The sequence below is a fragment of the Desulfovibrio sp. SGI.133 genome, from assembly GCF_050313955.1.
In the GTDB taxonomy this organism is placed as follows: Bacteria; Desulfobacterota; Desulfovibrionia; order Desulfovibrionales; family Desulfovibrionaceae; genus Desulfovibrio.
Window position 1 is genome coordinate 79,278 of sequence record NZ_JBNPMK010000009.1, and the last position, 25,988, is coordinate 105,265.

General features: G+C 60.5%; 31 protein-coding genes and 1 tRNA gene. 28 read left to right on the plus strand and 4 right to left on the minus strand.

The window, feature by feature from the left end:
• Positions 1 to 18 precede the first annotated feature (18 nt).
• From rpmC to lon, 26 genes are all read left to right on the plus strand, one after another.
• A complete protein-coding gene (gene rpmC, locus ACQRBR_RS10790) occupies positions 19 to 207 on the plus strand; it encodes a 50S ribosomal protein L29 (protein WP_040369967.1) in 189 nt (62 codons plus the stop codon).
• A gap of 12 nt (positions 208 to 219) precedes the next feature.
• Positions 220 to 483 (plus strand): 30S ribosomal protein S17, encoded by a 264-nt coding sequence (gene rpsQ / locus ACQRBR_RS10795; protein ID WP_006008421.1) that lies wholly within the window; start codon positions 220 to 222, stop codon positions 481 to 483.
• A 9-nt stretch (positions 484 to 492) separates the two neighbouring features.
• The gene (gene rplN / locus ACQRBR_RS10800) at positions 493 to 861 is read left to right on the plus strand and encodes a 50S ribosomal protein L14 (RefSeq protein ID WP_006008423.1); all 369 of its coding nucleotides are present in this window, start codon (positions 493 to 495) and stop codon (positions 859 to 861) included.
• 9 nt (positions 862 to 870) lie between these two features.
• The gene (rplX, locus tag ACQRBR_RS10805; RefSeq protein ID WP_040369827.1) at positions 871 to 1,203 is read left to right on the plus strand and encodes a 50S ribosomal protein L24; all 333 of its coding nucleotides are present in this window, start codon (positions 871 to 873) and stop codon (positions 1,201 to 1,203) included.
• Between the two features lie 9 nt (positions 1,204 to 1,212).
• A complete protein-coding gene (gene rplE / locus ACQRBR_RS10810) occupies positions 1,213 to 1,752 on the plus strand; it encodes a 50S ribosomal protein L5 (protein ID WP_006008426.1) in 540 nt (179 codons plus the stop codon).
• Between the two features lie 10 nt (positions 1,753 to 1,762).
• Entirely contained in the window at positions 1,763 to 1,948 is a 186-nt protein-coding gene (locus ACQRBR_RS10815; protein WP_006008429.1) for a type Z 30S ribosomal protein S14, read from the plus strand.
• A 622-nt stretch (positions 1,949 to 2,570) separates the two neighbouring features.
• Positions 2,571 to 2,951 (plus strand): 30S ribosomal protein S8, encoded by a 381-nt coding sequence (gene rpsH, locus ACQRBR_RS10820; protein WP_006008433.1) that lies wholly within the window; start codon positions 2,571 to 2,573, stop codon positions 2,949 to 2,951.
• A gap of 9 nt (positions 2,952 to 2,960) precedes the next feature.
• Complete coding sequence (gene rplF, locus ACQRBR_RS10825) at positions 2,961 to 3,500, plus strand: 50S ribosomal protein L6 (RefSeq protein WP_303878697.1); 540 nt, start codon at positions 2,961 to 2,963, stop codon at positions 3,498 to 3,500.
• A 14-nt stretch (positions 3,501 to 3,514) separates the two neighbouring features.
• Positions 3,515 to 3,874: a 50S ribosomal protein L18 gene (gene rplR / locus ACQRBR_RS10830; protein ID WP_006008437.1), complete on the plus strand. Its 360-nt coding sequence runs from the start codon at positions 3,515 to 3,517 to the stop codon at positions 3,872 to 3,874.
• A gap of 1 nt (position 3,875) precedes the next feature.
• Positions 3,876 to 4,388 carry a 30S ribosomal protein S5 gene (gene rpsE, locus ACQRBR_RS10835; RefSeq protein ID WP_006008439.1) on the plus strand — a complete coding sequence of 171 codons (513 nt, stop codon included), beginning with the start codon at positions 3,876 to 3,878 and terminating at the stop codon, positions 4,386 to 4,388.
• A gap of 3 nt (positions 4,389 to 4,391) precedes the next feature.
• The gene (rpmD, locus tag ACQRBR_RS10840) at positions 4,392 to 4,568 is read left to right on the plus strand and encodes a 50S ribosomal protein L30 (protein WP_072337311.1); all 177 of its coding nucleotides are present in this window, start codon (positions 4,392 to 4,394) and stop codon (positions 4,566 to 4,568) included.
• Between the two features lie 27 nt (positions 4,569 to 4,595).
• Positions 4,596 to 5,060, plus strand: a complete 465-nt coding sequence (rplO, locus tag ACQRBR_RS10845) for a 50S ribosomal protein L15 (protein WP_303878696.1) — start codon at positions 4,596 to 4,598, stop codon at positions 5,058 to 5,060.
• Between the two features lie 119 nt (positions 5,061 to 5,179).
• Positions 5,180 to 6,493: a preprotein translocase subunit SecY gene (gene secY, locus ACQRBR_RS10850; protein WP_168935246.1), complete on the plus strand. Its 1,314-nt coding sequence runs from the start codon at positions 5,180 to 5,182 to the stop codon at positions 6,491 to 6,493.
• Between the two features lie 25 nt (positions 6,494 to 6,518).
• Positions 6,519 to 7,313 (plus strand): type I methionyl aminopeptidase, encoded by a 795-nt coding sequence (gene map / locus ACQRBR_RS10855; protein WP_006008446.1) that lies wholly within the window; start codon positions 6,519 to 6,521, stop codon positions 7,311 to 7,313.
• A 149-nt stretch (positions 7,314 to 7,462) separates the two neighbouring features.
• Complete coding sequence (gene rpmJ / locus ACQRBR_RS10860; protein WP_005027799.1) at positions 7,463 to 7,576, plus strand: 50S ribosomal protein L36; 114 nt, start codon at positions 7,463 to 7,465, stop codon at positions 7,574 to 7,576.
• A 15-nt stretch (positions 7,577 to 7,591) separates the two neighbouring features.
• Entirely contained in the window at positions 7,592 to 7,960 is a 369-nt protein-coding gene (gene rpsM, locus ACQRBR_RS10865; RefSeq protein ID WP_040369828.1) for a 30S ribosomal protein S13, read from the plus strand.
• A gap of 45 nt (positions 7,961 to 8,005) precedes the next feature.
• Positions 8,006 to 8,395: a 30S ribosomal protein S11 gene (rpsK, locus tag ACQRBR_RS10870; RefSeq protein WP_006008449.1), complete on the plus strand. Its 390-nt coding sequence runs from the start codon at positions 8,006 to 8,008 to the stop codon at positions 8,393 to 8,395.
• A gap of 47 nt (positions 8,396 to 8,442) precedes the next feature.
• Positions 8,443 to 9,069 (plus strand): 30S ribosomal protein S4, encoded by a 627-nt coding sequence (gene rpsD, locus ACQRBR_RS10875; RefSeq protein WP_006008451.1) that lies wholly within the window; start codon positions 8,443 to 8,445, stop codon positions 9,067 to 9,069.
• 11 nt (positions 9,070 to 9,080) lie between these two features.
• Complete coding sequence (locus ACQRBR_RS10880) at positions 9,081 to 10,124, plus strand: DNA-directed RNA polymerase subunit alpha (RefSeq protein ID WP_006008453.1); 1,044 nt, start codon at positions 9,081 to 9,083, stop codon at positions 10,122 to 10,124.
• Positions 10,114 to 10,518 (plus strand): 50S ribosomal protein L17, encoded by a 405-nt coding sequence (rplQ, locus tag ACQRBR_RS10885; RefSeq protein WP_006008455.1) that lies wholly within the window; start codon positions 10,114 to 10,116, stop codon positions 10,516 to 10,518. Before ACQRBR_RS10880 ends, rplQ begins: the two co-directional genes overlap by 11 nt.
• Before the next feature lie 717 nt (positions 10,519 to 11,235).
• The gene (selD, locus tag ACQRBR_RS10890) at positions 11,236 to 12,294 is read left to right on the plus strand and encodes a selenide, water dikinase SelD (RefSeq protein WP_427812965.1); all 1,059 of its coding nucleotides are present in this window, start codon (positions 11,236 to 11,238) and stop codon (positions 12,292 to 12,294) included.
• Between the two features lie 266 nt (positions 12,295 to 12,560).
• A tRNA-Leu gene (locus ACQRBR_RS10895) sits at positions 12,561 to 12,644 on the plus strand.
• 571 nt (positions 12,645 to 13,215) lie between these two features.
• Positions 13,216 to 14,538, plus strand: a complete 1,323-nt coding sequence (tig, locus tag ACQRBR_RS10900) for a trigger factor (RefSeq protein WP_427812966.1) — start codon at positions 13,216 to 13,218, stop codon at positions 14,536 to 14,538.
• A gap of 143 nt (positions 14,539 to 14,681) precedes the next feature.
• Positions 14,682 to 15,284 (plus strand): ATP-dependent Clp endopeptidase proteolytic subunit ClpP, encoded by a 603-nt coding sequence (gene clpP, locus ACQRBR_RS10905; RefSeq protein ID WP_006008466.1) that lies wholly within the window; start codon positions 14,682 to 14,684, stop codon positions 15,282 to 15,284.
• A gap of 3 nt (positions 15,285 to 15,287) precedes the next feature.
• Positions 15,288 to 16,565 carry an ATP-dependent Clp protease ATP-binding subunit ClpX gene (clpX, locus tag ACQRBR_RS10910; protein ID WP_168935242.1) on the plus strand — a complete coding sequence of 426 codons (1,278 nt, stop codon included), beginning with the start codon at positions 15,288 to 15,290 and terminating at the stop codon, positions 16,563 to 16,565.
• A gap of 232 nt (positions 16,566 to 16,797) precedes the next feature.
• Complete coding sequence (gene lon / locus ACQRBR_RS10915; RefSeq protein ID WP_427812967.1) at positions 16,798 to 19,239, plus strand: endopeptidase La; 2,442 nt, start codon at positions 16,798 to 16,800, stop codon at positions 19,237 to 19,239.
• Positions 19,240 to 19,758: 519 nt separating this feature from the next.
• Here the strand turns inward: lon and ACQRBR_RS10920 are convergent.
• From ACQRBR_RS10920 to ACQRBR_RS10935, 4 genes are all read right to left on the minus strand, one after another.
• A complete protein-coding gene (locus ACQRBR_RS10920; RefSeq protein WP_427812968.1) occupies positions 19,759 to 20,304 on the minus strand; it encodes a dTMP kinase in 546 nt (181 codons plus the stop codon).
• A gap of 18 nt (positions 20,305 to 20,322) precedes the next feature.
• Positions 20,323 to 20,823, minus strand: a complete 501-nt coding sequence (locus ACQRBR_RS10925; RefSeq protein WP_427812969.1) for a GreA/GreB family elongation factor — start codon at positions 20,821 to 20,823, stop codon at positions 20,323 to 20,325.
• A gap of 7 nt (positions 20,824 to 20,830) precedes the next feature.
• Positions 20,831 to 21,796 carry a radical SAM protein gene (locus ACQRBR_RS10930; RefSeq protein WP_427812970.1) on the minus strand — a complete coding sequence of 322 codons (966 nt, stop codon included), beginning with the start codon at positions 21,794 to 21,796 and terminating at the stop codon, positions 20,831 to 20,833.
• 777 nt (positions 21,797 to 22,573) lie between these two features.
• Positions 22,574 to 23,428, minus strand: coding sequence for a menaquinone biosynthetic enzyme MqnA/MqnD family protein (locus ACQRBR_RS10935; RefSeq protein WP_427812971.1), 855 nt, complete (start codon positions 23,426 to 23,428; stop codon positions 22,574 to 22,576).
• A 248-nt stretch (positions 23,429 to 23,676) separates the two neighbouring features.
• Here ACQRBR_RS10935 and ACQRBR_RS10940 point away from each other — a divergent pair, with 248 nt between their 5' ends.
• A complete protein-coding gene (locus tag ACQRBR_RS10940) occupies positions 23,677 to 24,126 on the plus strand; it encodes a GlcG/HbpS family heme-binding protein (RefSeq protein ID WP_427812972.1) in 450 nt (149 codons plus the stop codon).
• A 224-nt stretch (positions 24,127 to 24,350) separates the two neighbouring features.
• Positions 24,351 to 25,808, plus strand: a complete 1,458-nt coding sequence (locus ACQRBR_RS10945) for a catalase (RefSeq protein ID WP_204625410.1) — start codon at positions 24,351 to 24,353, stop codon at positions 25,806 to 25,808.
• Positions 25,809 to 25,988 lie beyond the last annotated feature (180 nt).

Genomic DNA, 25,988 nt, shown 5'->3' on the forward strand with positions numbered 1-25,988 from the left:
AAGAACGAAAAAGCCGCCATGGCCACTGCCGCCGAGCTGCGCGACATGAGCGTCGAAGAGCTGCGTGCCAAGCTGGCCGAACAGCGCGAAGAACTCATGACGGCCCGTTTCAAGCATGCCACCGCGCAGCTTGAAAAGACTTCCGAGCTCAAGGCCATGCGCCGTCAGGTGGCTCGCATTTCCACCGTTTTGACTGAAAAGGAATAGAGGGGCTGAACCATGCAAGCTCTGGAAAATCGCAAGGGCAGAACCCTCACCGGTATCGTTGTCAGCGACAAGAACGACAAGACCATCGTCGTGCGCGTTGAAACGCTGGTGAAGCATCCTCTGCTCAAGAAGTATGTGAGGCGCCGCAAAAAGTTCACGGCTCATGATCCCATGAACGAATGCGGCATGGGCGATAAGGTTAAAATCGTGGAGTTCCGCCCCATGTCGCGCAACAAGCGCTGGCATCTGGTCTCCATCATCGAAAAGGCTGTGTAGGGTAGAACCATGATCCAGGTAGAATCGACTCTTCAGGTGGCCGACAACAGCGGCGCCAAAAAGGTGGCCTGCATCAAGGTGCTCGGTGGTTCCCACCGCCGTTACGCTTCCGTGGGCGACATCATCGTCGTGTCCGTCAAGGAAGCCATGCCCCACAGCAAGGTCAAGAAAGGCGACGTCATGAAGGCCGTTATCGTGCGCACTGCCAAGGAAGTGCGTCGCATGGACGGCTCCTACATCAAGTTCGACGGCAACGCCGCTGTCCTGCTCTCCAACCAGGGCGAACCCGTGGGTACCCGTATCTTCGGACCCGTCGCTCGTGAGCTGCGCGCCGCCAACTTCATGAAGATCATTTCTCTTGCCCCCGAAGTGCTGTAGGAGATGACTATGAAAACGTATCGTATCCGCAAGGACGACAAGGTGATGGTCATCACCGGCAAGGACGCGGGCAAGATCGGCAAGGTGCTCAAGGTTCTCCCCAAGAAGGACCGCGTGCTGGTGGAAAAGGTCAACGTGGCCAAGCGCCACATGCGCCCCAACCCCTATGCCCAGCAGCCCGGTGGCATCGTGGAAAAGGAAATGCCCATCCACGTGTCCAACGTGATGGTGGTGTGCTCCGCTTGCGCCAAGCCGACCAAGGTGGGCTACAAGTACATTGAGTCCGAAGGCAAGCAGAAAAAAGTGCGCTTCTGCAAGAAGTGCAACGAAGTTATGGAATAAGGTGATACGATGACACGCCTTGAAAAGATTTATAGAGAGAAAGTGGTTCCGGTACTGCAGAAGGAGTTCAACTACTCCTCCTCCATGCAACTGCCCGGCATCGAAAAGATCTCTCTGAACATCGGTCTCGGCGCCGCCAGCCAGAACAACAAGCTGATGGAAGAAGCCGTGGCGGAACTGACCGCCATCGCCGGACAGAAGGCCGTGGTTACCCGCGCCAAGAAGTCCATCGCTTCCTTCAAGCTGCGTGAAGGCATGCCCATCGGGGCTCGCGTCACCCTGCGCAAGGATCGTATGTGGGACTTCCTGGACAAGCTGATGAACTTTGCCCTGCCCCGCGTGCGTGACTTCCGCGGTATCCCGGACCGTGGTTTTGATGGTCGCGGCAACTTTACCCTGGGCATCAAGGAACACACCATCTTCCCCGAAATGGAAGCTGACCGTGTGGAAAACCCCAAGGGCATGAACATCACCATTGTCACCTCGGCGACCACGGACAAGGAAGGCAAGTTCCTTCTGGACCAGCTGGGCATGCCGTTCCGCAAGTAGGAGTAGAGCTATGTCCCGTACCGCTCTTGAAGTGAAGGCTTCCCGTAAGCCCAAGTTCAGCTCCCGCGCCTACAATCGCTGCCCCATCTGCGGGCGTCCTCGGGCCTTCATGCGCCAGTTCGGCATCTGCCGTATCTGCTTCCGCAACATGGCCCTGCGCGGCGAACTGCCCGGTGTGCGTAAATCCAGCTGGTAATCCGCATCCCGGACTGATCTGAAAGATGGAGGGACTCCGAAAGGGGTCCCTCTTTCCGTTTTTGGAGAAGGGCAGGGGAGAGGGGACTGTGCCCCGGCGCTTCCTGCATCCGGCGGGCAGCCCCGGGCAGAATGGTTCCTTGCCCGAATCCGACAGCATAGCCTTATATGGTTTCCGGCCTCGGGGGATAGGCGTATCCCTTTTCGAGATACGTTCTTCACCCGGCCGGTCTCCTTCCTTTTGCAAATTTTGCTTGCTTCCCGATGACAGATGGGCTATCTGCCCCTGCGCACCGTACGCCGTGCCATGCCGGAATGTCCGGTGGAGCCGGCCATGCGGCGCGGGTCGCACCGGAGACAGCTGCTCTCCTGCAGTGGAGCAACTCTGTTTTCATTTATGGTGCGGCGATCCGGTGCATGGTCTCGCGCATGCAGGCCGGGATGCCCCGGCAGGACCGGCGCCGGCATGACTCGGGAACGCCCTGGAAAGAGCGGATTTTCAGGCCGTGAGCAAAAAAAACATTGCCTTTTGCTCCGGCTTGGGATATGGACTTTCGATTGTGTGCGGGAAGTGGCGGCATGGGGCCGCTAACCCCTCACGAAACCAACCTTAGGAGCTATCGATGTTGACAGATCCTATTGCGGATATGCTGACCCGTATCCGCAACGCACATTTGGCCCTGCACAAGGAAGTGAATGTGCCGCGCTCGAAGATGAAAGAAGCCTTAGCCGCCATCCTCAAGCAGGAAGGTTACGTCGAAGACGTGGCTATCGACGACCGCAACATTACCATCACGCTGAAGTACCAGAAGGGCAAGGCCGTCATCTCCGGCCTGAAGCGCGTCAGCACCCCCGGTCGCCGCGTGTATGTGGGCGCTCACCAGATCCCCAAGGTGCAGAACGGCCTCGGCATTTGCATTCTGTCCACGTCCAGCGGTGTGCTGGACGGCATGACCGCCCATGAAAAGAAGGTGGGCGGCGAACTTCTGTGTGAAATCTGGTAGGGGTGCACCATGTCTCGTATTGGCAAACAGCCCATTACCGTTCCCGCTGGCGTTGAAGTCAAGATCGGAACGGATGTTGTGGAAGTGAAGGGCCCCAAGGGTACGCTGCATACCCCTGTGTGCAGCCTGCTGAATTATGACCTCACCGACGGTGTGCTGACCCTGACCCGCGTGGAAGACAACCGTCACAGCCGTGCCCAGCACGGTCTGCGCCGCACCCTGCTCGCCAACTGCATCGAAGGCGTGACCAAGGGCTTCTCCAAGTCCCTGGAAGTGATCGGCGTGGGCTACCGCGTTGCCGTCAAGGGCAACCTGGTGGAACTGTCCGTGGGCTTCTCCCACCCCGTGCTGGTGGAACTGCCCGAAGGCATCCAGGCCAAGGCCGAAGGTCAGATCCTGACCATCAGCGGCGCCGACAAGGAACTGGTGGGCGAAATGGCCGCCAAGATCCGTCGCATCCGCAAGCCCGAACCTTACAAGGGCAAGGGTATCAAGTATACCACCGAGACCATCCGCCGCAAGGTCGGTAAGTCCGGCGGCAAGAAGTAGGTAGGGATTGCGTCATGAAGCTTACCAAGAATGAATCCCGTCAGCGCCGCAAGGTCCGCATTCGTAAAAAGGTGCAGGGTACTGCCGAACGTCCCCGTCTGGTGGTGTACCGCTCCAACATGCACATCTACGCCCAGATCGTGAACGATCAGGAAGGCGCCACCCTGGTCGCCGCCTCCACCCTCAGCCTGGCCAAGACCGAAGCCGGTATGCATTGCAACCTGGCCGGCGCCGAGAAGGTGGGCATGGAAATCGCCCGTCTTGCCAAGGAAAAGAACATCACCCAGGTGGTGTTCGATCGCAACGGGTACCTTTATCACGGTCGCGTGAAAGCCGTGGCCGACGGCGCCCGCGAAGGCGGCCTGGAGTTCTAATATGCGTCAGGAAAATACCGAAACCAAACAGAACGAATTGGGCGAAATCGAAAAGATCGTCTCCCTGAACCGCGTGGCCAAGGTGGTCAAGGGCGGTCGCCGTTTCAGCTTCAGCGCCCTCGTGGTGGTGGGCGACGGCAAGGGTGGCGTGGGCTATGGCCTGGGCAAGGCCCAGGAAGTGCCCGAAGCCCTGCGCAAGGCCACTGAACGCGCTCGCAAGAACCGCGTGCAGATTCCTCTGGTGGAAGGCACCCTGCCTTACGAAGTGCTGGGCCGCTTCGGCGCTGGTCGCGTCATGCTGAAGCCCGCCTCCGAAGGTACCGGCATCATCGCCGGCGGTGCCGTGCGTGCCGTCATGGAAGCCGTGGGCGTGCATGACGTCCTGGCCAAGGCCATCGGCACCAACAACCCCCATAACGTGCTGCGTGCCACCATGCAGGGCCTGATCTCCCTGCGCAGCGCTGACGAAGTGTCCGAGCTGCGTGGCAAGAAGCTCGAAGCCCCGAGGAAGTAAGTCATGGCTGAAATTACGGTCAAACTCGTGCGTTCTCGCATCGGCACCACGCCGGCCCAGCGCAAGCTGCTGGACTCCCTTGGCCTCAAGCGTCGCGAACAGGTCAAGTCGTTCAAGGACACCCCGGCCATCCGGGGCATCATCGCCAAAGTTTCGCACCTTGTGGCCCTGGTGGACTAGTCCACGGCCGCAGGAGGAGTATATATCATGCAACTGCACAATCTCTTTCCCTTCCCGGAAGAGCGCAAAACCCGCCGTCGTGTGGGCCGTGGTTCCGGTTCCGGCCTGGGCTGCACCTCTGGCAAGGGTAACAAGGGTCAGAACGCCCGTGCCGGCGGCGGTGTGCGTCCCGGTTTCGAAGGCGGCCAGATGCCCCTGCAGCGTCGTCTTCCCAAGCACGGCTTCAAGAACTTCCCCTTCAAGGTGACCTACGACGTGATCAACCTGGATCGTCTGCAGGAAGCCTTTGAAGGCAAGAGCGAGATCACCCTGGACGACATCTACGCCCGCGGCCTGGCCCGTCTGGGCGCGCCCGTGAAAGTGCTTTCCCGCGGCGAAGTGAAGTCGGCCATCAAGGTGGAAGCTCACAAGTTCAGCCAGGCCGCTGCGGAAAAGATCCGCAACGCCGGCGGCGAAGCCACCGAACTTGAAGCTGCGCAAGCGGCTGAGTAATTATGCGCCATGCCGGTAACGGCAGGCGGATGTCTTTGACCCCGCGCCGGAATGGGCGCGGGGTAAAGACGCTCCCGCGCATATGCGTCCCTTACAGCGTAAAAGGTAACGAGTGATTCATGGCATCAGCATCGGTTAATCCCCTCGGACAATCTTCTCTGGCCAAGCGCCTGGGCTGGACCTTCCTCCTTCTGTGCTGCTACAGAATCGGTGTGCATGTGCCCATCCCCGGTGTGGATGCCGCGGCCCTGGCTGCGTACTTCAAAAGCCTGTCGGGAACGTTGTTCGACATGTTCGACATGTTCTCCGGTGGCGGCCTGTCCAACGTGTCCGTCTTCGCTCTGGGTGTCATGCCCTACATCTCGGCGTCCATCATCATGCAGCTTTTGCAGGTGGTGAGCCCCGACATCAAGCGCATGGCCAAGGAAGAAGGCCAGGCCGGACGCCGCAAGATAACCCAGTACACCCGTTACCTGACCGTGCTGATCACCCTGGTGCAGGGCCTGTTCATCTCCATCGGGCTCGAATCCATGACCAGCCCCGACGGCACGCCCATCGTGCTCAATGCGGGCTGGCATTTCCGCATGGTGACCATGGCCACCTTTACGGCCGGTTCCATGCTCGTCATGTGGCTGGGTGAGCAGATCACTGAACGCGGTATCGGCAACGGCATCTCCCTGATCATCTTCTGCGGTATCGTGGTGGGTATCCCGCGCGGCATCATGCAGTCCATGGACCTCATCAAGTCCGGCAGCATGAGCATCTTCCTCGCGGTCATCATCGTGCTGCTCATGGCCGCCGTGCTGACGGCCATCGTGTTCGTGGAGCGTGCCCAGCGCCGTATCCCCATCAGCTACGCCAAGCGCCAGATCGGACGCAAGATGTTTGGCGGCCAGAACACGCACCTGCCCCTGCGCGTCAATACGGCGGGCGTCATCCCGCCCATTTTCGCCTCGTCGCTGCTGCTGTTCCCGGCCACGGTGGGCCAGTTCTCCACCAATGAATACGTCAGGATGGTCACGGACTTCTTTGCTCCGCACGGCGTCCTGTACAATGTGCTCTATGTTGTCCTGATCTTCTTCTTCTGCTACTTCTACACGGCCATCATCATCGACCCGAAGGATATGGCCGAGAACCTGAAGAAGAACGGCGGCTTCGTCCCCGGTATCCGTCCCGGCGAACGCACCCAGGAATACATCGACACCGTACTCTCGCGTCTGACCCTGAGCGGCGCGGTGTACATCTCGGCCATTTCCCTGCTGCCCATGCTCATGATCGCCAAGTTCAACGTGCCGTTCTACTTCGGTGGTACCAGCCTGCTGATCCTTGTCGGCGTGGCCATGGACTTCATGAATCAGGTCGAGTCCCACATGATCTCAACCCAGTACCAGGGGTTGATGAACAAGGCGGCCCGCAAGGGCGGCCGCATGTAATTCTGGCAAAGAGAGCTGGAAAGTCATGAAGAAGTATCAAGGCGCATTCATCAAAAATGAGCGGGAGATCGCCTGCCTGCGCGAGGCCAACCGTATGGTGGCCAACATCCTGGATGCCATCGGCGACATCGTGAAGCCGGGCGAAACGACCATGCGCTTTGAAGAACTGGCGCGCGACATGTGCGCCGATTATAAAGTGAAACCGGCCTTTTTGGGCTATTACGGCTACCCCTACGCCACATGCTGCTCGGTCAACGAGCAGGTGGTCCACGGTTTCCCCTCCCCGCGGCTGCTTGAGGAAGGGGACATCGTCAGCGTCGACATGGGCGTGGTCTTTGAAGGTTTTGTGGGCGACGCTGCGCGCACCTTTCCTGTGGGCAAGGTGAGCGAGGAAGCCTGCAAGCTCATGCGCGTCACGGAGGAGAGCCTCTATGTCGGCATCGAGCAGGCGCGTGCCGGTAACGATGTCTATGCCATCGGTATGGCCGTGCAGAACTATGTGGAAGCCGCCGGTTTCAATGTCGTGCGTCAGTATGTGGGCCACGGAGTTGGCGCCAAGATGCACGAAAAGCCGGAAGTCCCCAACTATCACCCCGGTGGCCGCGGGCTGACCCTGCGTAACGGCATGGTCATCGCCATTGAGCCCATGGTCACCGCCGGCAGCTATGAGGTGGACGTTCTGGAAGACAAATGGACTGCTGTGACACGCGACCGCCGACTGGCTGCGCATTTTGAACACAGTGTAGCCATTACGCCGGACGGGCCCCGGATCCTGAGCATTTCGGACCGCGGTCTGAACCGGACGACAATTGGTTGTTGACAGAGCAGGTAAAGATGGATAAAGGTTTCTGTTCCCGCTGCTAATGAGCGGTGAGCAGCCGTATTGACCGGGTTTGTGTTGTGCTTCCGGCAGCGGCAAACCTTGGTCACGCAAAGCCGGATGGCTTTGCCACTCATTGGAGACGAATCATGAAAGTCAGACCTTCCGTCAAAAAAATATGCCCCAAGTGCAAGGTGATCCGGCGCAAGGGTGTTCTTCGAGTTATCTGCGAAAACCCCCGGCACAAGCAGCGCCAGGGCTAGGGCAGGAGACGTACTGTGGCGAGAATTGCAGGTGTTGATTTGCCTCGTGGCAAACGTGTGGACATTGCGCTCACCTATATCTATGGCATCGGCCGTGCTACGGCCCTGCAGATCCTGAGCACCACCGGTGTGAACTGGGAGCGCAACATTGATGATCTTTCCGCCGACGAAGTGAACGAGATCCGTAAGGAACTCGAACAGAACTACAAGGTGGAAGGCGACCTCCGTCGCGAGATCTCTACCAATATCAAGCGCCTCATGGACATCGGCTGCTTCCGTGGCCTGCGTCACCGTCGCGGCCTGCCCGTGCACGGTCAGCGCACCCACACCAATGCGCGTACCCGCAAGGGTCCCCGTCGCGGTGTGGTGGGCAAGAAGAAGTAGGGCGCATTCCTTTTCACGCGAATTTAGCCAGATTGAGGTAATATCATGGCCAGACCCAAGAAAGTGGTCAAGAAAAGAGAAAAGAAGAACGTGCCCGTGGGCATTGCCCACATCCAGGCTTCGTTCAACAATACCATCATCACCTTTACGGACACTCGCGGCAACGCCATCAGCTGGGCCTCTTCCGGCCAGAGCGGTTTCAAGGGTTCCCGCAAGTCCACCCCCTTCGCTGCCCAGGTTGCTGCCGAAACTGCCGCCCGCAAGGCCCAGGACAACGGCATGCGCACCGTGGGTGTGTATGTGAAGGGCCCCGGCTCCGGTCGTGAAGCCGCCATGCGCGCCATTGCCGCTGTTGGCTTCCGGGTTGCTTTCATCCGCGACGTTACGCCCATCCCCCACAATGGTTGCCGGCCGCCTAAGCGCCGTCGCGTGTAGTTGGCTGCCCGAGAGGCAGTGGTAATCAACGCAAGAGGATTCTTCAAATGGCCAAATATACTGAAGCCAAATGCCGCATTTGCCGTCGCGAGGGCTGCAAGCTCTTCCTGAAGGGCGACCGCTGCTTTACCGACAAGTGCGCTTATGATCGCCGTCCCTACGCTCCTGGCCAGCACGGCCGTGCGCGTAAGAAAGTCAGCGAATACGCTGTCCAGCTGCGCGAGAAGCAGAAGACCCGCCGCAGCTACGGTATCCTGGAAAAGCAGTTCCGTGGATACTTCGAAAAGGCTGAAATGCAGAAGGGCGTCACCGGTACCAACCTGCTGGTGATCTTGGAACGCCGCCTGGACAACGTGGTGTACCGTCTCGGTTTCGCCAACTCCCGTAACCAGGCCCGTCAGCTGGTGCGTCACGGCATCTTCACCCTCAATGGCCACAAGGTGACCATCCCCTCGCTGCAGGTGCGCGTGGGCGATACCATCGAAGTGCCCGAAAAGAACCGCAAGATCCCCGTTCTGGCCGAAGCCCAGGAAGTCATCGCCCGCCGCGGTTGCCCCGCCTGGCTGGAAGCCGACGGCGCCGCTTTCAAAGGCACCGTGAAGGCTCTGCCGCAGCGTGACGACATCCAGTTCCCGGTCAATGAACAGCTGATCGTTGAACTTTACTCGAAATAAGCGGGGGCTTCATGCTTATCAAACAGGGCGAACGCCTTATCAATGCGCGCAACTGGAACGAGCTCGTCAAGCCCGACCAGATCCTGCGCGACGAAGACACGGCCAGCAGCACGCACGGCAAGTTTGTTTGCGAACCGCTGGAGAGAGGTTACGGCACCACCATCGGCAATGCCATGCGTCGTGTGCTGCTTGCCTCCCTGCAGGGTGCTGCCTTTGTGTCTGTGAAGATTACCGGCGTGCAGCATGAGTTCACCACCATCCACGGCGTCCTCGAAGACGTGACCGACGTGGTGCTGAACATCAAGCAGGTGCGTCTGCGCATGGACACGGACGAACCGCAGCGCCTGACGCTTCGCGTTGACAGCAAAGGGCCTGTTACGGCCGCCCAGATTCAGGCCAATCAGCATGTGACCGTGCTCAATCCTGAACAGCACATCGCCACCCTCACCGAGGACGTGGTGCTGGAGATGGAATTTGAAGTGCGCATGGGCAAGGGCTATGTGCCTGCCGACATGCACGAAGGTCTGGCCGATGAAATCGGTTTGATTAAGCTGGACTCCTCCTTCTCGCCGGTTCGCAAGGTCGCCTACGCTGTGGAACAGGCTCGTGTGGGTCAGATGACCAACTACGACCGCCTGATCCTCGAAGTGTGGACCGACGGCTCGCTGACCCCTGAAGATGCCATCGCGTACAGCGCCAAGATCATCAAGGATCAGATCTCGGTGTTCATCAACTTCGATGAGCGTGTGTCCGGTGACATGCGTCACGGCAGCAGCGACAGCGGCGAGACCAACGAGCATCTCTTCAAGAGCATCGACGATCTCGAGCTTTCGGTGCGCGCCACCAACTGCCTGCGCAGTGCCAACATCGCGCTGGTGGGCGAACTGGTGCAGCGTTCCGAGGCTGAAATGCTCAAAACCAAGAACTTCGGCCGTAAATCTCTGGACGAGATCAAGGAAGTCCTGCATGACATGGGCCTTGATTTCGGCATGAAGGTTGACGGTTTCGAAAAGAAATATCAGGACTGGAAAAGGAAGCAGCAAAATGAGGCATAGCAATTCCGGCAAAAAACTTTCGCGGACGCCTGCGCACCGTAAGGCCCTGTTGCACAATCTCGCCAAGGCGCTGCTTATCCACGGCCGCATCCGCACCACCGAAGTGAAAGCCAAGGAACTCCGCGGCGTTGTCGAGCCGCTGATCTCCCTGGCCAAGCGCAACGACCTGCACGCCCGCCGTCTGGCTTACCGCGTGCTGTGCGACTACGCTCTGGTTAAGCGCCTGTTTGACGAAATTGGTCCCCAGTTCGCCGGTGTGCCTGGTGGTTACACCCGCGTGATGAAGCTGGCCATGCCCCGCAAGGGCGATAACGCTCCCATGGCCATCATCGAACTGACCCGCCTGCCCGAAGCCAAGACGGAAGCTCCCGCCAAGGCCGAAAGCGCCGAGTAGTTCCGATGACCGTGTCCGGTTCCGGCCGGACGAGGGAAAAGGATACAAGGGCCCCCGCAAGGGGGCCTTTTTGCGTTTTTGGGAGTAGCCCGGCAGGGAGGAGGGCGTCCTCCTGCAGGGCGGCTTGCTGTCCTTCGGGGTCCTGCCTTTCCGTATGGATGCCGGCAGCCCGGCGGATATGCGGCAAGCCGAGGGAGATATCCCCATCCCTTTCGGCGTCTCCGCACGGCCGTGCAGCAGCCCGGAGTCTGCATTCTCTACGTGTTGACCGGTCAGTTTGGCGTTCCACAGCAACGCAGCCTGTACAACTACATGCCTGTACTGACCGACAGTCCTTATCCCTTTTTTACATGCGCTGGCGGAGTTCCCGCTCCCCTGTTCCCTTTTGATTTTTACGCCGGGGACAGTCGGCAGATGCTAGAGCAGGGAAGCCTGCTGAAATACCTCTCCCTCTGTTTTGTCAGCTGCGGGCCGTCCAGAACTTTTCTGCGCTTTTTATGAGCGCGTTTTGAGGGGAGTGGGGGAGTTTGAGGGGGCGAGGGGAAGCTTTTTGGCGCAAGGAAAAGTTCCCCTCGCCCCCTCAAAAACATAACGCATCCATCCACGGACCATTACAGCTCCTTTCCCGTCATGACTTGCCAGCAGGGGGGCTTTCATGGCATGGACGGCCTGTGCCTGTGCGGCATCCTTTCATTTTTCAACAAAGCGAGGTTCATCATGAAGTTGCTGGAAAAGGCCCGGGCCGCCGGCTGAGCGGCAAAAATGGCTCCAGGGGCCCTGGAGCAGCTTTTGCGGGGCCTCGCACCCCGTGGATCGTCCGATCTGGAGCAGCGTGTCATTGCCGGGCGTGCCCGTAACGAGGATGCCGTGGTCGTGCGCATGCCGGCTGGCAAGGCCATCGTGCAGACCGTGGACATCCTGGCGCCCATCGTCAACGATGCCTTCTGGTTCGGCCGCATCGCGGCCTGCAATGCCTTGTCGGATGTCTACGCACTGGGCGGGCAGCCCTGGTGTGCCATGAACGTGGCTTTTTTCCCCACCTGCCTGACCGAGAACGATCCTGAGAACATCCTGGCCAATATCCTGCGCGGCGGCATGGATGCCCTGGAAGAAGCCGGGGCCGTGCTGGCCGGCGGGCATACGGTGCAGGACGATGAACTCAAGTACGGCATGGCCGTGACCGGCATCATCGATCCCGATCATGTGGCCGCCAATGACAAATTGCGGCCCGGCCTGCGTCTGCTGCTGACCAAGCCGTTGGGCACGGGCATCCTGGCCACAGGCGTCAAGGCGCGCTGGGACGATCATGAGGAAAGCGAAGCCCTGCTGCAGCGCTGGTGCGGACGTCTCAACCGTATCCCCGGGGAAGCCATCGCCCACTTCCGCATCCCGGCCGCCACGGACATCACCGGGTTTGGCCTGGGCGGGCATCTGCTGGAGATGGCGCAGGCCTCGGGCGTCTGCGTGTCATTGCAGACGGAAGCCCTGCCGCTGCTGCCCCACGCTCTGGATTATGCCCGCATGGGCCTTATCCCGGCGGGCAGCCATCTCAACCGCACTCACTGCGCTCCTGCCGTGGACGTGGCGTCTTCGGTGGATGAGGCGGTGGAAAGCATCGTGTTCGATGCCCAGACCTCGGGCGGTATCGTACTGGCCGTGCCGGGGGAAGAGCTGGCCACGGTGCGTGACTGGCTGGAGGCCAGGGGCGAGATGGCCGTGGAGATCGGCGAAGTGCTGGAGGCGCGTCCCGACGGCAAGCGGTTGCTGCTGCATTAGCGGGGGAGGGGGACCCGGGGAGAAGACTCTCTCTTTTCTCATTTCCGGGGCTCTCCCTTGCCTCCAAACTTCCCTTCCTCTCCATATGCATTGCAGCGGGAAGGCAACGTCTCGGAAGAGAGGTCTCCCGTCAGCTCTCCATGTGACATGGCCGGGCTTCTTCTGTATGCCAGTGCCGGTCCTTGTTTTCCCTGCTATCCGGTACTGAGGAGAGGGCTGGCCGAGGCTTGCGGGAAAGTGGTGTCTGTGGTATAAAAGTCATCTTTGCGAGAGTGGCGGAATTGGTAGACGCACTGGACTTAGAATCCAGCGGTTTATCCATACGGGTTCAAGTCCCGTCTCTCGCACCAGAATTTGCAAGGACGTCCCCGGCATGGCTGTGGGACGTCTTTGTTTTGGGGGCTGCTGTGCAGGAAGCCTCTTACCTTGTCCGGCGCAGAGGAAGGAGCAGCTCCATTCCGTCACGGTAGCGCGCAGGTAGCTGTCCTCCCTGTCCGGCTTGCGGCCCGCCTGGCCTCAGGGTATCATCCGGCCATCCCTTCTTGCCGTGGCATCACGGGCCATACCGCATCAGATCGCGGCCCTGTTCCTTCACCTTCTCCTGTTTGCCTGTGAGCCTCCTGCTGCCTTCTCCACCGTTTCGCCAAAGGAACGCTTTCCATCTTGACCGGCACGCTTCCGTGCTTATCTTTGACGGCAGAGAGCTGCCGGGAGACCGGCGCCCAGCCGCTTGAAATCCGCCCTTCTTTGGGCTATGAGAAGCGATTGTCGTGGCTGGCGAGTCGCTCGCCATGCCGGATGATGCGTGTCCTGCACCGCATCATCATTCATAGAACTGCCGTGCGGCCCAGGTCGCGGTCGTCTTCGGGGCATCCCCGGGGCGCGGCGGAAAAAAGAGACTTTTCGTTAAAGGAGCGCCTCGTGGAATATACTGTTGAAGATTTGTCCCCGGTCAAGAAAAAGGTTGCCATCACCACTGATCCCAAGGAAGTGGAAGCCGCCATCATGGGCGCTGTCGCCCTGTACAAGACGTCTGTGCAGATTGACGGTTTCCGCAAGGGCAAGGTGCCCGCTTCCGTCATCGAACAGCGTTTCCGCGACCGCATCTATGAAGAGGCCCGTCAGGACCTCGTCAACGTGCACATCAATGAAGTGATGTCCAAGCTGAACGTGACCCCCGTCTCCGGTATCAACATGGTGGACGGCGAGCCTGTCATGGAACGCGGCAAGGGCATGAACTACAGCATCGAGTTCGAAGTGCTGCCCACCTTCGATCTGCCCCCCTACGAAGGCATGGAAGTGGAGCAGGAAAAGACCATCGTGGACGACGCTGAAGTGGAAGAAGTGGTGGAACGCATCCGCCGCGACCGCGCCAAGCTGGTGCCCGTGGACGGCGACGGCCCGGCCGTGGACGGCCAGGTGGCCAACATCGACTTCTGCGCCTACGAAAACGGTCAGCCCCTGGAAGGCATCAAGGCTGACGGCTTCGATCTGGCCCTGGGCGAAAAGCAGGCCCTGGAAGACTTCGAAAACCTGGTCAAGACCATCAAGCTGGGTTGCGAAGCCGAAGGCGACATCACCTTCCCCGAAGATTTCCTGGCCAAGGACCTGGCCGGCAAGACCGTGACCATGAAGGTCAAGGTGCATGCCATCAAGGAACGTCAGCTGCCCGCCGTGGATGACGAACTGGCCAAGGCCGTGGGCGTGGAAAACGTGGAAAAGCTCAAGGCCGGCATCCGCGAAAGCTACCGCTCCAGCCGCTACAACCTGAACAAGGGTTCCGCCCAGAAGTCCATGCTGGACAAGCTGGTGAAGATGGTGGAATTCGAACTGCCGCCCAGCATGGTGGACGTGCAGGCCCGCACCCTGCTGGCCGACATGCGCGCCCGCATGGAACGCCAGGGCAAGAGCCTGGATTCCCTGGGCAAGACCGAAGAAGAACTGCTGAAGGAAGTCCAGCCCCAGGCCGAAGAGATCACCCGCATGCAGGTGCTGCTGCTGGCCATCGCCAAGAAGGAAGGCCTGGACGTGAACGAGCAGGAAGTCAATGCCCAGCTCTACCAGCTGTGCATGCGCAGCGGCGAAGACTTCAAGCAGGTGCGCGAAGCCTATGAAAAGAGCGGCATGATCTTCACCCTGCGTGACCGCATCCTGGCCGACAAGGCCATGGACGCCATCTACGCCAAGGCCCAGGTGAAGGAAGTGGAGCCCAAGGCTACTGAAAAGACTGAAGAAAACAACTAAAGCGAGCGATATCTGCACCGTGGTGCAGACGTTTCCCGCACCTTTCCGGCGACGCTTCGTCGTCCGCTTTTGACGTACGCCGCGGCGGTTCTCCCGTCGCGGCGGCGTCGAATTTATACGGTTTAACTCACAGAGAGGTTTTCATGTCCCTCGTCCCCATGGTCATCGAAACCACGGGCCGTTCCGAACGTGCCTACGATATTTATTCCCGTCTGCTTAAGGATCGCATCATCCTGCTGAGCAGCGAAGTGAACGACACTGTGGCCTCCCTTGTCTGCGCCCAGCTCCTGTTTCTGGAATCCCAGGATCCGGAGAAGGAGATCAACCTGTACATCAATTCTCCCGGCGGCTCCGTGACCGCCGGTCTGGCCATCTACGACACCATGCGTTACATCACCGCGCCCGTCAGCACGGTGTGCATGGGCCGGGCCGCCAGCATGGGGGCATTTTTGCTGGCTGCCGGGCAGAAGGGCATGCGCTACGCGCTGCCCAACAGCCAGATCATGATCCACCAGCCGCTGGGCGGCTTCCAGGGCCAGGCCACGGATGTGGACATCCACGCCCGCGAGATGCTGCGCATCAAGGAACGCCTGAACACCATGCTGGCCGAGAACACCGGCAAGAGCTATGACGAGGTGGTCCGGGCCACGGAACGCGACAATTTCCTCACCCCCGAACAGGCCCTCGAATTCGGCATCATCGACCGGGTACTGGTATCGCGCAGCGATATGACGGAGAAAAACTAGTCTATGTCCAACAGCAAGAATTCCGGACAGGAACCGCTGCGCTGCTCCTTCTGCGGACGCAGCGAGCTGGAGGTGAACAACCTTATCGTGCAGGACAACGCCTGCATCTGCGACAACTGCGTACGCGCCTGCGGCGACATCATCGCCCGCGACAAGGTCCAGCAGCAAGTGGAGGAGGCCGACGAGCGCCTGCTCTCGCCGCAGGAGATCAAGGCCCGCCTGGATGAATACGTCATCGGCCAGACCGAGGCCAAGAAGATCCTCTCCGTGGCCGTGCACAACCACTACAAGCGCGTTTTCTTCGCCGATGCCCTGGGCGATGACGTGGAACTGGAAAAGAGCAACATCCTGCTGGTGGGGCCCTCCGGCAGCGGCAAGACCCTGCTGGCCAAGACCCTGGCCAAGGTGCTGCGCGTACCCTTTGCCATCGCCGACGCCACGACCCTGACCGAAGCCGGTTACGTGGGTGAGGATGTGGAAAACATCCTGGTGCAGCTGCTGCAGAATGCCGACTACGACATCGAAGCCGCCAGCAAGGGCATCATCTACATCGACGAGATCGACAAGATCTCCCGCAAGAGCGACGGCCCCTCCATCACCCGCGACGTGTCCGGTGAAGGCGTGCAGCAGGCCCTGCTCAAGATCATCGAAGGTACCGAGGCCAACATCCCGCCCAAGGGCGGCCGCAAGCATCCCCAGCAGGAATTCATCCGCATGGATACCAGCAATATCCTGTTCATCGTGGGCGGTGCCTTCGTGGGCCTGGACAAGATCGTGGGCTCCCGCATGAGCGGCAGCTCCATGGGCTTCGGCGCCCAGGTCTGCTCCAAGAAGGAGATGCCCCTGGGCGAGCTGCTGGAAAAGATCCAGCCCCAGGACCTGGTCAAGTTCGGCCTGATCCCCGAATTCGTGGGCCGTATCCCGATCATCACCCATGTGGACGATCTGGACGAGGCCGATCTGGTGCGTATCCTGACCGAGCCCAAGAACGCCCTGGTGCGCCAGTACCAGAAGCTGTTCGAACTGGACCACGTGCAGCTGCGCTTCACGCCCAATGCCCTCAAGGCCATCGCGGCCCGGGCCATCGAGCGCAAGACCGGCGCGCGCGGCCTGCGCAACGTCATGGAGCGCACCATGCTGGACATCATGTTCCGCCTGCCCTCCATGCCCGGTGTCAAGGAATGCCTCATCAACCGGGCCGTCATCGAAAAGGGCAAGGAGCCGGTGCTGCTGTATGACGAAAGCGCGGAAGGCGCTGCCGCCGACACCAGCCTGAACTAGCCCGGCTTCCGGCATGGGCGCATGGCGTGGAGACGCTCCCGCCTGCCGCTGCCGGACGTATCTTGCCGGGGCCTGCCCCCGGGCAGGCTGTCACAAGATTGAAAAGGGGGAAGCATCCGCTTTTGCCGCAGGCAGAAGGGATCCTTCCCCTTTCAACGATATACGGGCCATCCGGCCCGGCCGTCCCGACGGCTGAGCGGGCCGCCCGCGCGGCCCTTTTACGAGGTACACTATGTCCGAATTCCAGCGCGAAGCGCGCTTTTTTGCCGAACTGCCGGTCATGCCCCTGCGCGAAGTGGTCATGCTGCCGCGTACCATCATGCCGCTTTTCGTGGGGCGCGAAGCCTCCATCAAGGCCATCGAACTGGCCCAGTCCGGCTACAACAAGCAGATGTTCCTGGTGGCCCAGCGCGAGCCCGATGTGGAGAAGCCCGGCGCCGATGATCTGAGCCCCGTGGGGGTCGTCTGCAAGGTCCTGCAGATGCTGCGCCTGCCCGACGGCACCATCAAGGTGCTGTTCGAAGGCCTGCACCGTGCCCGCTGGACGGAGCTGCGCGAAGAGGACAACTGCCTGATGGCCATGCTCTGCACCGTGCCGGAAAGCGAGAGCCGCCCCGGAGAGCGCGAGGCCCTGGTGCGTACCGTGCAGGAAGCGCTGGAAGAGTACGCCAAGAACAACAAGAAGCTGACCCAGGAAGCGCTCATGTCCATCATGGCCCTGCGCGATGCCGGGCCGCTGGCCGACGCCGTGGTGCCCCACCTCAAGGTGGATTACCGCAAGAAGCAGGAAGTGCTGGAGATCGCCGACGTCACCGAGCGCCTGGAGCGCGTGTACGAGCTTTTGCAGGGCGAAGTGGCCCTGGCCTCGGTGGAAAAGCGCATCAAGAACCGCGTCAAGGTGCAGATGGAGCGCAACCAGCGCGAGTACTACCTCAGCGAGCAGCTCAAGGCCATCAATAAGGAGATGGGCCGCGAGGACGATCCCCAGGCGGAAGTGGACGAGCTGGAAAAGAAGCTCGAAGGCCGCAATATGCCGCAGGAAGCCCGCGAGCGTTGCCAGTCCGAATTGCGCAAGCTGCGCAGCATGCCGCCCTCGGCCGCGGAATACACCGTGGTACGCAATTATGTGGACTGGCTGCTGGATCTGCCCTGGAACGACCTCAAAGAGATCGATATCGACATCGAAAAGGCCCGTGCCATTCTCGAGGGCGATCACTTCGGTCTGGAAAAGCCCAAGGACCGCATTCTGGAATATCTGGCCGTGCAGAAGCTCTCCAACGGTCTGCGCGGTCCCATCCTCTGCTTCGTGGGCCCGCCAGGCGTGGGCAAGACCTCGCTGGCCAAGAGCGTGGCCCGGGCCACGGGACGCGAATACGTGCGCCTTTCCCTGGGCGGCGTGCGTGACGAGGCCGAGATCCGCGGGCATCGCCGTACCTATGTGGGCGCCCTGCCCGGCAAGATCATCCAGTCCCTGAAACGGGTCAAGAGCAGCAACCCCCTGTTCTGCCTGGACGAGATCGACAAGATGACCTCGGACTTCCGGGGCGATCCGGCTTCGGCCCTGCTGGAAGTGCTGGACCCGGAACAGAACAACACCTTCATGGACCACTATCTGGATCTGGAATACGACCTCTCCAAGGTGTTCTTCATCACCACGGCCAACTCGCTGGATACCATCCCGGCACCGCTGCTGGACCGTATGGAGATCATCGAGCTCAACAGCTATCTGGAGACGGAAAAGCGCCAGATCGCCCGCAACTTCCTGCTGCCGCGCCAGGTGAAGGAACACGGCCTGAAGCCGGAGAACATCGCGCTGTCCGACGGCGCCATCCTGGAGATCATCCGATCCTATACCCGCGAAGCGGGCGTGCGCAATCTGGAGCGCGAGATCGCCGCCCTGTGCCGCAAGACCGCCATCCGTCTGGTGGAGGACAACGATCTGGACAAGTGCGTGAGCATCTCCCGCCAGAACCTGTCTTCCTTCCTCGGCGTCAAGAAGTATCGCCACGAGGAGCGCGAGAGCGAGGCCCAGGTGGGCGTCTGCGCCGGTCTGGCCTACAACCAGCGCGGCGGCGAGATCCTGATGGTGGAGACCAGCCTCATGTCCGGTTCCGGGCAGGTGGTCATCACCGGTCAGCTGGGCGACGTGATGACCGAGTCCGCCCGTGCGGCCCTGACCTATGTGCGTTCCCGCGCCGAGATCCTGGGGCTTGACCCGCGTTTCCACCGCAAGGTGGACATCCATGTGCATGTGCCCGACGGCGCCACGCCCAAGGACGGCCCCTCGGCCGGCATCACTCTGGCCACGTCCATCACCTCGGCCCTGCTGGGCATCCCGGTGCGCAACGATGTGGCCATGACCGGCGAGATCTCCCTGCGCGGCCGCGTGCTGCCCATCGGCGGCCTGCGGGAAAAGCTGCTGGCTGCCCGCCGCAGCGGCATCAAGAAGGTCCTCATGCCGCATGACAACGAAAAGGACCTCAAGGAAGTGCCCGCCGAGGTGCTGGAAGATCTGGAGATCGTCTTCGTGGACCATGTGGACGAAGTCCTGCCCCATGCCCTGGCCGCTTCCGTGGAAGAGATCTTCTCCGGTCGCGCCACGGCCCAGCCGCTGTATCTCAGTCTGCGCGCCGGCAAGAGCGACAAGGACAGCAGCGCCGCTGCGCCGCAATAGTATGTGAGGAGGGGAGAGATGCGGGGGAAACCTTTTGTGGACAAAAGGTTCTCCCCCGCACCCCCTTCCAAAAAACTTTTTTCAGGTGGGGCCGCTGCTCCCCGCCGCTGGACGGTGGGGAGCGGACAAGGGCCCGTGGACCGGGAAAACAGGAAGAGGAAGGCATTGTGCCTTCCTCTTCCTGTTTTTGGTGCGTATGGCGAGCCTTGCGTACGCAGCGTACCTTTGAACGGATGTCCGGTGCAAAACAAAAACGCGGAGGGCAGAGTGCCTTCCGCGTGTTTGTTTTGGGCTACAGCTTTTTTCGTCAGAGAAGGGAATCGACAACAGAGGGACTGTCCGGTGTTCTACCGGACAGTCCATCCTCCTGAATGAAGCGGGTTTGGGGGAGGAAGGGGGCCTGTGGCTCTCCCGCTAGCAACGACTAGATGGTACCTGCAGAGCCGTGCCCGTTAGCGACGAAGGAGCCTTACGGCTAGCGACAGTAGAGAGGGCCCCTTCCTCTTTATCCAAGCGGGCCTAGGCCAGACCTTCCCGGGCTAGGATGGTGACTACCTTGTCCAGAACGCCGTCCTTGTCCAACCCCGTGGTATCAATGACGGTCAGGTCTTTAAAACCGCTCATGATGGCCAGGGCCTTGTCCTGGGCCTCGAAAGCGAGGTCCAGGGCAGTGAGCTGTCCGCCCTTTTTCTGGCGTTCGAGCATGCGGGCCAGGCGTACTTCCCTGCTGGCCACCAGCAGGAAGCTTTTGTCAGGACGCCGGAGCTGCGGGAAAGGGGAGAGGGCATCCTGCGGCCTGTCGTGGGTAAAGGGCCAGTTGTAGGCCAGGGTGGAGTGGATGTACCTGTCGCAGACGATATCCTGCTCTACCGCCAGTGCGGAGACCGCGTAGCAGCTTGGCACATAGTAATGGAAGGCAGTGAACACATCCCGGGTCGCAGCATCGCGGATAGGAGCATAGTCTGCGCCGGGCGTCGCGGCAAACCTACAGCCTAGATACTCGGCCAGCATATGGGTGAGCGTGCTCTTGCCGCTGCCATCTATCCCCTCGAACGTGATGAACATATCTCCTCCAGAGGCTGGTTACAGGATGTGCAGGATCTCCGCCTGGATGGTCCGTTGCGGGAGCGCGATCTCCACTTCGTCGCCTTCGGCAAGGCCCATAATGGAGGCAGCGATGGGCGAGACCACGCTGATGATGGTCGTCATCTTTCCGTTGCAGCGGATCTTTTGGGCCGTGCCGTAGAACAGAAGCAGGAAGCTCATCTCTGTGTCGTCCTCATCGACCAGCGTCACCAAGGAACCGACGCTCACATGTTCGCAAGGAAGCGGATTTTTTCTGAGGTCATCATACAGGAGCTTCGTCTTCTGCCACAGCTCGCGGAGTTCTCCCATGCGGATGCGCTGGGCGGCGGACATGTACTGGGCTTCTTCCTTGAAGGTGTCGTACCGGGATTCCATAGCGCCGATATGCCCGTTGGCATCCTTCTGGGCTTCCTGCGCCGCCTGTTCGGCATTCTGGATCTGGCGTTCGAGTTCTTCCAGGTTGCCTTTGATGATATCCAGTTTCGTCATCTCGTTCATGGTCATCTCACAGATTTCTGAAGCGCTTGCCCAGGCAGAAGATGGCTTCGCCGTGAGGCAGAGAGCAGTTGTAGTTGCAGTGGGTGGTCAGGATGAGGCGGAGAGACCTCTTCTTTACCCAAGTGTCAAACTCAAGGCCAGCGGTCTTTTCCAGCTGCCGTGCCAGGCCGGGGAAGTCGGGGGCATCGCCTTTGAACAGCGGCAGGTCGAAGTCGTTCCGCAGGTAGCAGAAGGCCGCTTTTCCGTTGGGCAGCACGCGAAAGTATTCGCCGAACCCCTCGGTACAGTCTTTGTTGTAGGGGCAGCTCGCGCAGACCGGCAGCTTTTTGCAGGTCTCCGCCACCTTGAACTCCACACGCCCGCCGTTGGGCGTCCGCCAGACGTAGCGGGATCGCGTGGCATAACCGGGGGTGAAGTCCTCCTCGCGGCGGATGCCGGGGTAACTCTCGACGATCTTCAGGAACTCGTCGATCCTGGTATGGTAACTACCGAAGTGCAGCTTGTTTTGTTCGGTGATGTAGAGCTCGAGGAACTTGATCCTGCTCCGCTGCCGGTCCACGATGTCGAGGTGCTGGTGGATGTCGTCCGTCAGGCCGTGGAACAGGATTCGGTTGTAACAGAGGGGGAGCCCGTACTTCTCAGCCTGCCGCACGCCCAGCAAGAAGGTTCTGTAGTCCCCTCTGGTGATGTTTTCGTAGACCTTTCTGTCGAGGCTGTGCCACGAGATACGCAGCTTGTTGACGGGAGACTGCGCCAGCGCGGCCGCATACTGCGTGAGCGTACTGCCGTTGGTCGTCAGGTTGACCTGATAGCCGGCCCCGGCAAAGAGTTGGATGACATCCAGAATGGAGCGGCCGCTGTCCTGCCAGAGGGTCGGCTCCATGGCCGCCAGCTCGACCGTGGGCTGACCGCCCGCCTCAAGCCAGGTCCGCGTCAGAGAAGAAAGACGGGCAAAGGAAATCTCTTTCGTCATGTTATATTCTCCTTGCATACGACATTCGTTCGATATCAATACGGATCACCAAATACATTTGAGGAATACGCTGACGTTTCCCCCCTTCCGGGGGGTACATCCTTGCGTTGTGAACTGGGGATCACTTCCCCCTCGGTTAAATATTCGGCGCCCAAAGAGCTCTTTTCACGCCGTAGACGAAAAAAAATGATATCCGCGGCGTTGAAGGTGATGAGGGACGTGGGAGATGCGGAGGAGGAGAAGGAAAATGTGGAGGAGGACCTTTGGTAGACAAAAGGTCCTCCCCCGCACCCCCTTCCAAAAAACTTTTTTCAGGTGGGGCCGCTGGTCCCCGCCGCTGGACGGCGGGGAGCGGACAACGGCCCGTGGACCGGGAAAACAAAAAGAGGAAGGCATTGTTGCCTTCCTCTTCCTGTTTTTGGTGTGTATGGCGTGCCTTGCGTACGCAGCGTACCTTTACGGCTGTCCGGTACAAAACAAAAACGCGGAGGGCAGAGTGCCTTCCGCGTTTTATGTCATGAGCGCAGTCCTCTTTGTCAGAGATCCGTATTTGTCTTGGCCTCTTTTGCCGGGGGACCGGCAATGGGGGCTATCCGGCGTCGTACCGGGGAGTCCATCCTCCTGCATAAAGCGCGTTGGGAGGAGGATAGGGGGAAGGAGGGACCTTTGCGCGCGAGCCGGCGACCGAAGGCGGCCGCAGGCCGTGCCCGTTGCGACGAAGGGAGCTACGGGTATCGACAGCAGGGCAAGGTCTCTCCTTCCCCCAAAAAAACTTGCTTACATGTGGAAGAAGCGCAGGGGAGGCACGCCGGGGATCATGCGGGCTTCGGCCAGCTTGCGGTAGAAGAGGCTGAGGCCCTGCAATTCGCGTTCGCCCAGGCTGAAGGTCAGGCCTTCGTTGTAATAGACGGTCAGTTCCTCGCGGGACAGGGGGCAGCCGTGGCCGGTGAGGTCGAGGATGACATCCATGTGGGAGAGGCCCCAGTCACGGCCCTGACGCATGAGGGCGCCGGGGTCGCTGTGGAAAAGTTTTTTCTGCACGGCGTCGTGGCTGACCACCCAGACCCCGAAGATGAAGGGCAGGCCGGTCCATTCCACCCAGGCATCGGCCAGGTCGAGACGGTAGGGATAGTCAGGATGGTTGCGCAGGCGCAGGGCTTCGTCCCCGATGGCCAGGAAGGCTTCGGGGGCCCTGTCCGTGCCCAGGGTGGGCGTGACGGCGCCGGTGACGTAGTTCACGTCGCAGTGGTAGTGGTCCTTCATGAGCAGGCGCAGCAGGGCCACGGAGGTGTGGGTCTCGCCGCTGATGAGGATGGTCTGGCCGCCCAGCTGTTCCACAGGGCGGCGGGACATGAGCAGCACGCTCATGACATTGCCGTGGGAGCCGATGGAAAGATCCTCCACCAGATGGTAGCGCTCGGGGCGCATGGCGTATTCGAAACAGGAATTGGAGGATATGTGCAGCTCGCCCCGGGCCATCATGTTGTTGAGGACGGCGGGCGGCCCGGAGATGATCTCGAAATCGTGGGGGATGATGCCCGCTTCCAGGGGATGATAGATGGGCAGGACGTTGAGGTAGCCGATGCGGCCCATGCGCAGGGCATCAGCGGGCAGACCGGGTTCACTGGACATGGCATTCCTCCTGGCCGCAGAGCGGCCGTTTCTTGGTGGGCTGTCCGGGGGCAGCGGAAAGGGAAGCACCCGTGCGGACGCATTCCGGAATGCTGCATAACAGGCCGCCGCCAAAAAGGAAAGGGCGGGAGCAGGCGTTTTGACGTCCCTCGGCCTTCCTGTATATGATGGAAAAAAGCAGGTGAGTCATGTTCAAACGTTTTTTTCTTGTATTGCTGGCAGGTACGCTGCTTGGGGGGATTCCGGTCATGGCTGCAGCACTGGACAACGAGACCGCGGGCGCCATCGTGCGTGAGCCTGTCCTGACAGGCGAACAGGCCCAGGCCATGGTCGAGGTGGTCATGCATGAGGCCCGCGAGAGCGGGCATGCCGTCACCGTGACCGTGGTGGACCGCTCCGGCCAGATACTGGCGGTGCTGCGCGACCATCACGCCGGTGTGCATACGCTCAACGCCAGTTACAAAAAAGCCTATACGGCGGCCTCCCAGAAGCGCGAGACGGTGGCCATAGCCCGTGGCATACGGGACGGCTCCATCCCTTCGGACATCCGCTATCTCGACCCCAATTTCTCCCTTATGGAAGGCGGTATCCCCATCACCCTGGAAAATGTGGTGGTGGGCGGTATCGGGGTCGGCGGTGCCCACGGCAGTGAAGACGGACGTCTGGCCCGCATCGGCCTGCTGGTGTTGCAGCACTAGGCCTGCGCGTGGGGCACTGGCCCGCATGGCATGGCGTGCGGCGTGGCATGCGGGCGGCTGCCCGCTGCCTGCAAGGATATCCGGCGGGAAAGTGAGAAAAATATGTAAATAGGAATAATTCCTATTTACAAAAGTTGTCGGTCATGGCATTTCTTTCCTTGCGATACCTCCTGGGGGGAGGCTGTCACTGCACCAACCAGGTGCGCAAACCAGGGAGAAAGCACATGACTGATAAAAATGACCGCCTGACCACCAGTGCCGGTGCGCCGGTAGCCAATAACAATCATGCCCTGACTGCCGGTCCGCGCGGCCCCATGCTGATGCAGGATGTCTGGTTCCAGGAAAAACTGGCCCATTTCGACCGTGAGGTCATCCCGGAGCGGCGCATGCACGCCAAGGGCTCCGGTGCTTACGGGACGTTCACGGTGACGCATGACGTCACCCGGTATACCAAGGCCTCGCTTTTTGCCGAGGTCGGCAAGCAGACCGAAGTCTTCGTCCGTTTCTCCACTGTGGCCGGCGAGCGCGGCGCAGCGGACGCGGAACGCGACATCCGCGGCTTTGCCGTCAAATTCTACACGGACCAGGGCAACTGGGACATGGTGGGCAACAACACACCGGTCTTTTTCCTGCGTGACCCGCTCAAGTTCCCTGACCTGAATCATGTGGTCAAGCGCAACCCGCGCACCAACATGCACAGCGCCACGGACAACTGGGACTTCTGGACCCTGCTGCCCGAAGCCCTGCACCAGATCACCGTGGTCATGAGCGATCGCGGCATCCCGGCGTCGTACCGTCACATGCACGGTTTCGGCAGCCACACCTACAGCCTTATCAATGCGGAAAACAAGCGCTTCTGGGTCAAGTTCCATTTCAAGACCCAGCAGGGCATCAAGAACCTCACCGATGCCGAGGCGCAGGAACTCATCGGCCGTGACCGGGACAGCCACCAGCGTGACCTGTACGAGCATATCGAAAAGGGCGACTTCCCCCGCTGGACCCTGTATTTCCAGATCATGCCCGAGGAAGACGCCGAAAAGCTGCCCTATCATCCCTTTGACCTGACCAAGGTCTGGTATCACAAGGATTATCCCCTCATCGAAGTGGGCGTGCTGGAACTGAATCGCAACCCCGAGAACTACTTTGCCGAGGTGGAGCAGGCGGCCTTCAATCCCGCCAATCTGGTGCCCGGTATCGGCGTTTCGCCCGACAAGATGCTGCAGGGCCGTCTGTTCTCTTACGGTGATGCCCAGCGCTATCGTCTGGGGGTCAATCACAACATGATCCCGGTGAACCGTCCTCGCTGTCCCTATCACAGCTTCCATCGTGATGGCGCCATGCGGGTTGACGGCAACTACGGCAGCTATACCAGCTATGAGCCCAACAGCACGGGCGCCTGGCAGGAACAGCCCGACTTCAGCGAGCCGCCCCTGAAGATCAGCGGCGACGCGGACCGCTGGGATTATCCCTGCGATGATGCCGACTACTTCGAGCAGCCCGGCAAGCTGTTCCGCGTGATGACGCCGGAACAGCAGGAAGAGCTGTTCGGCAATACGGCCCGCGCTCTGGGCGATGCGCCCCGCGAGATCAAGCTGCGCCATATCCGTCATTGCGCCAAGGCCGACCCCGCCTACGGTGCGGGTGTGGCCCGGGCCTGCGGTATCCCGGAAAGCGAGATCTAAAGAAACAATGTGAGACAGGGGGCCATTGTCCCTGCTGCCGGTGCCGGAGTCTCCTGCGTAGCGACGGATCCTCCTCCCCGTCGCGGCATACGTCCTGAGGGCCGGTATCCGGTGGCACCCTGCGGGCCGATGGCTCTCCCTGGTCTCCTTTTCCCCAAAAGGCCCATGCAAGGATGGGCT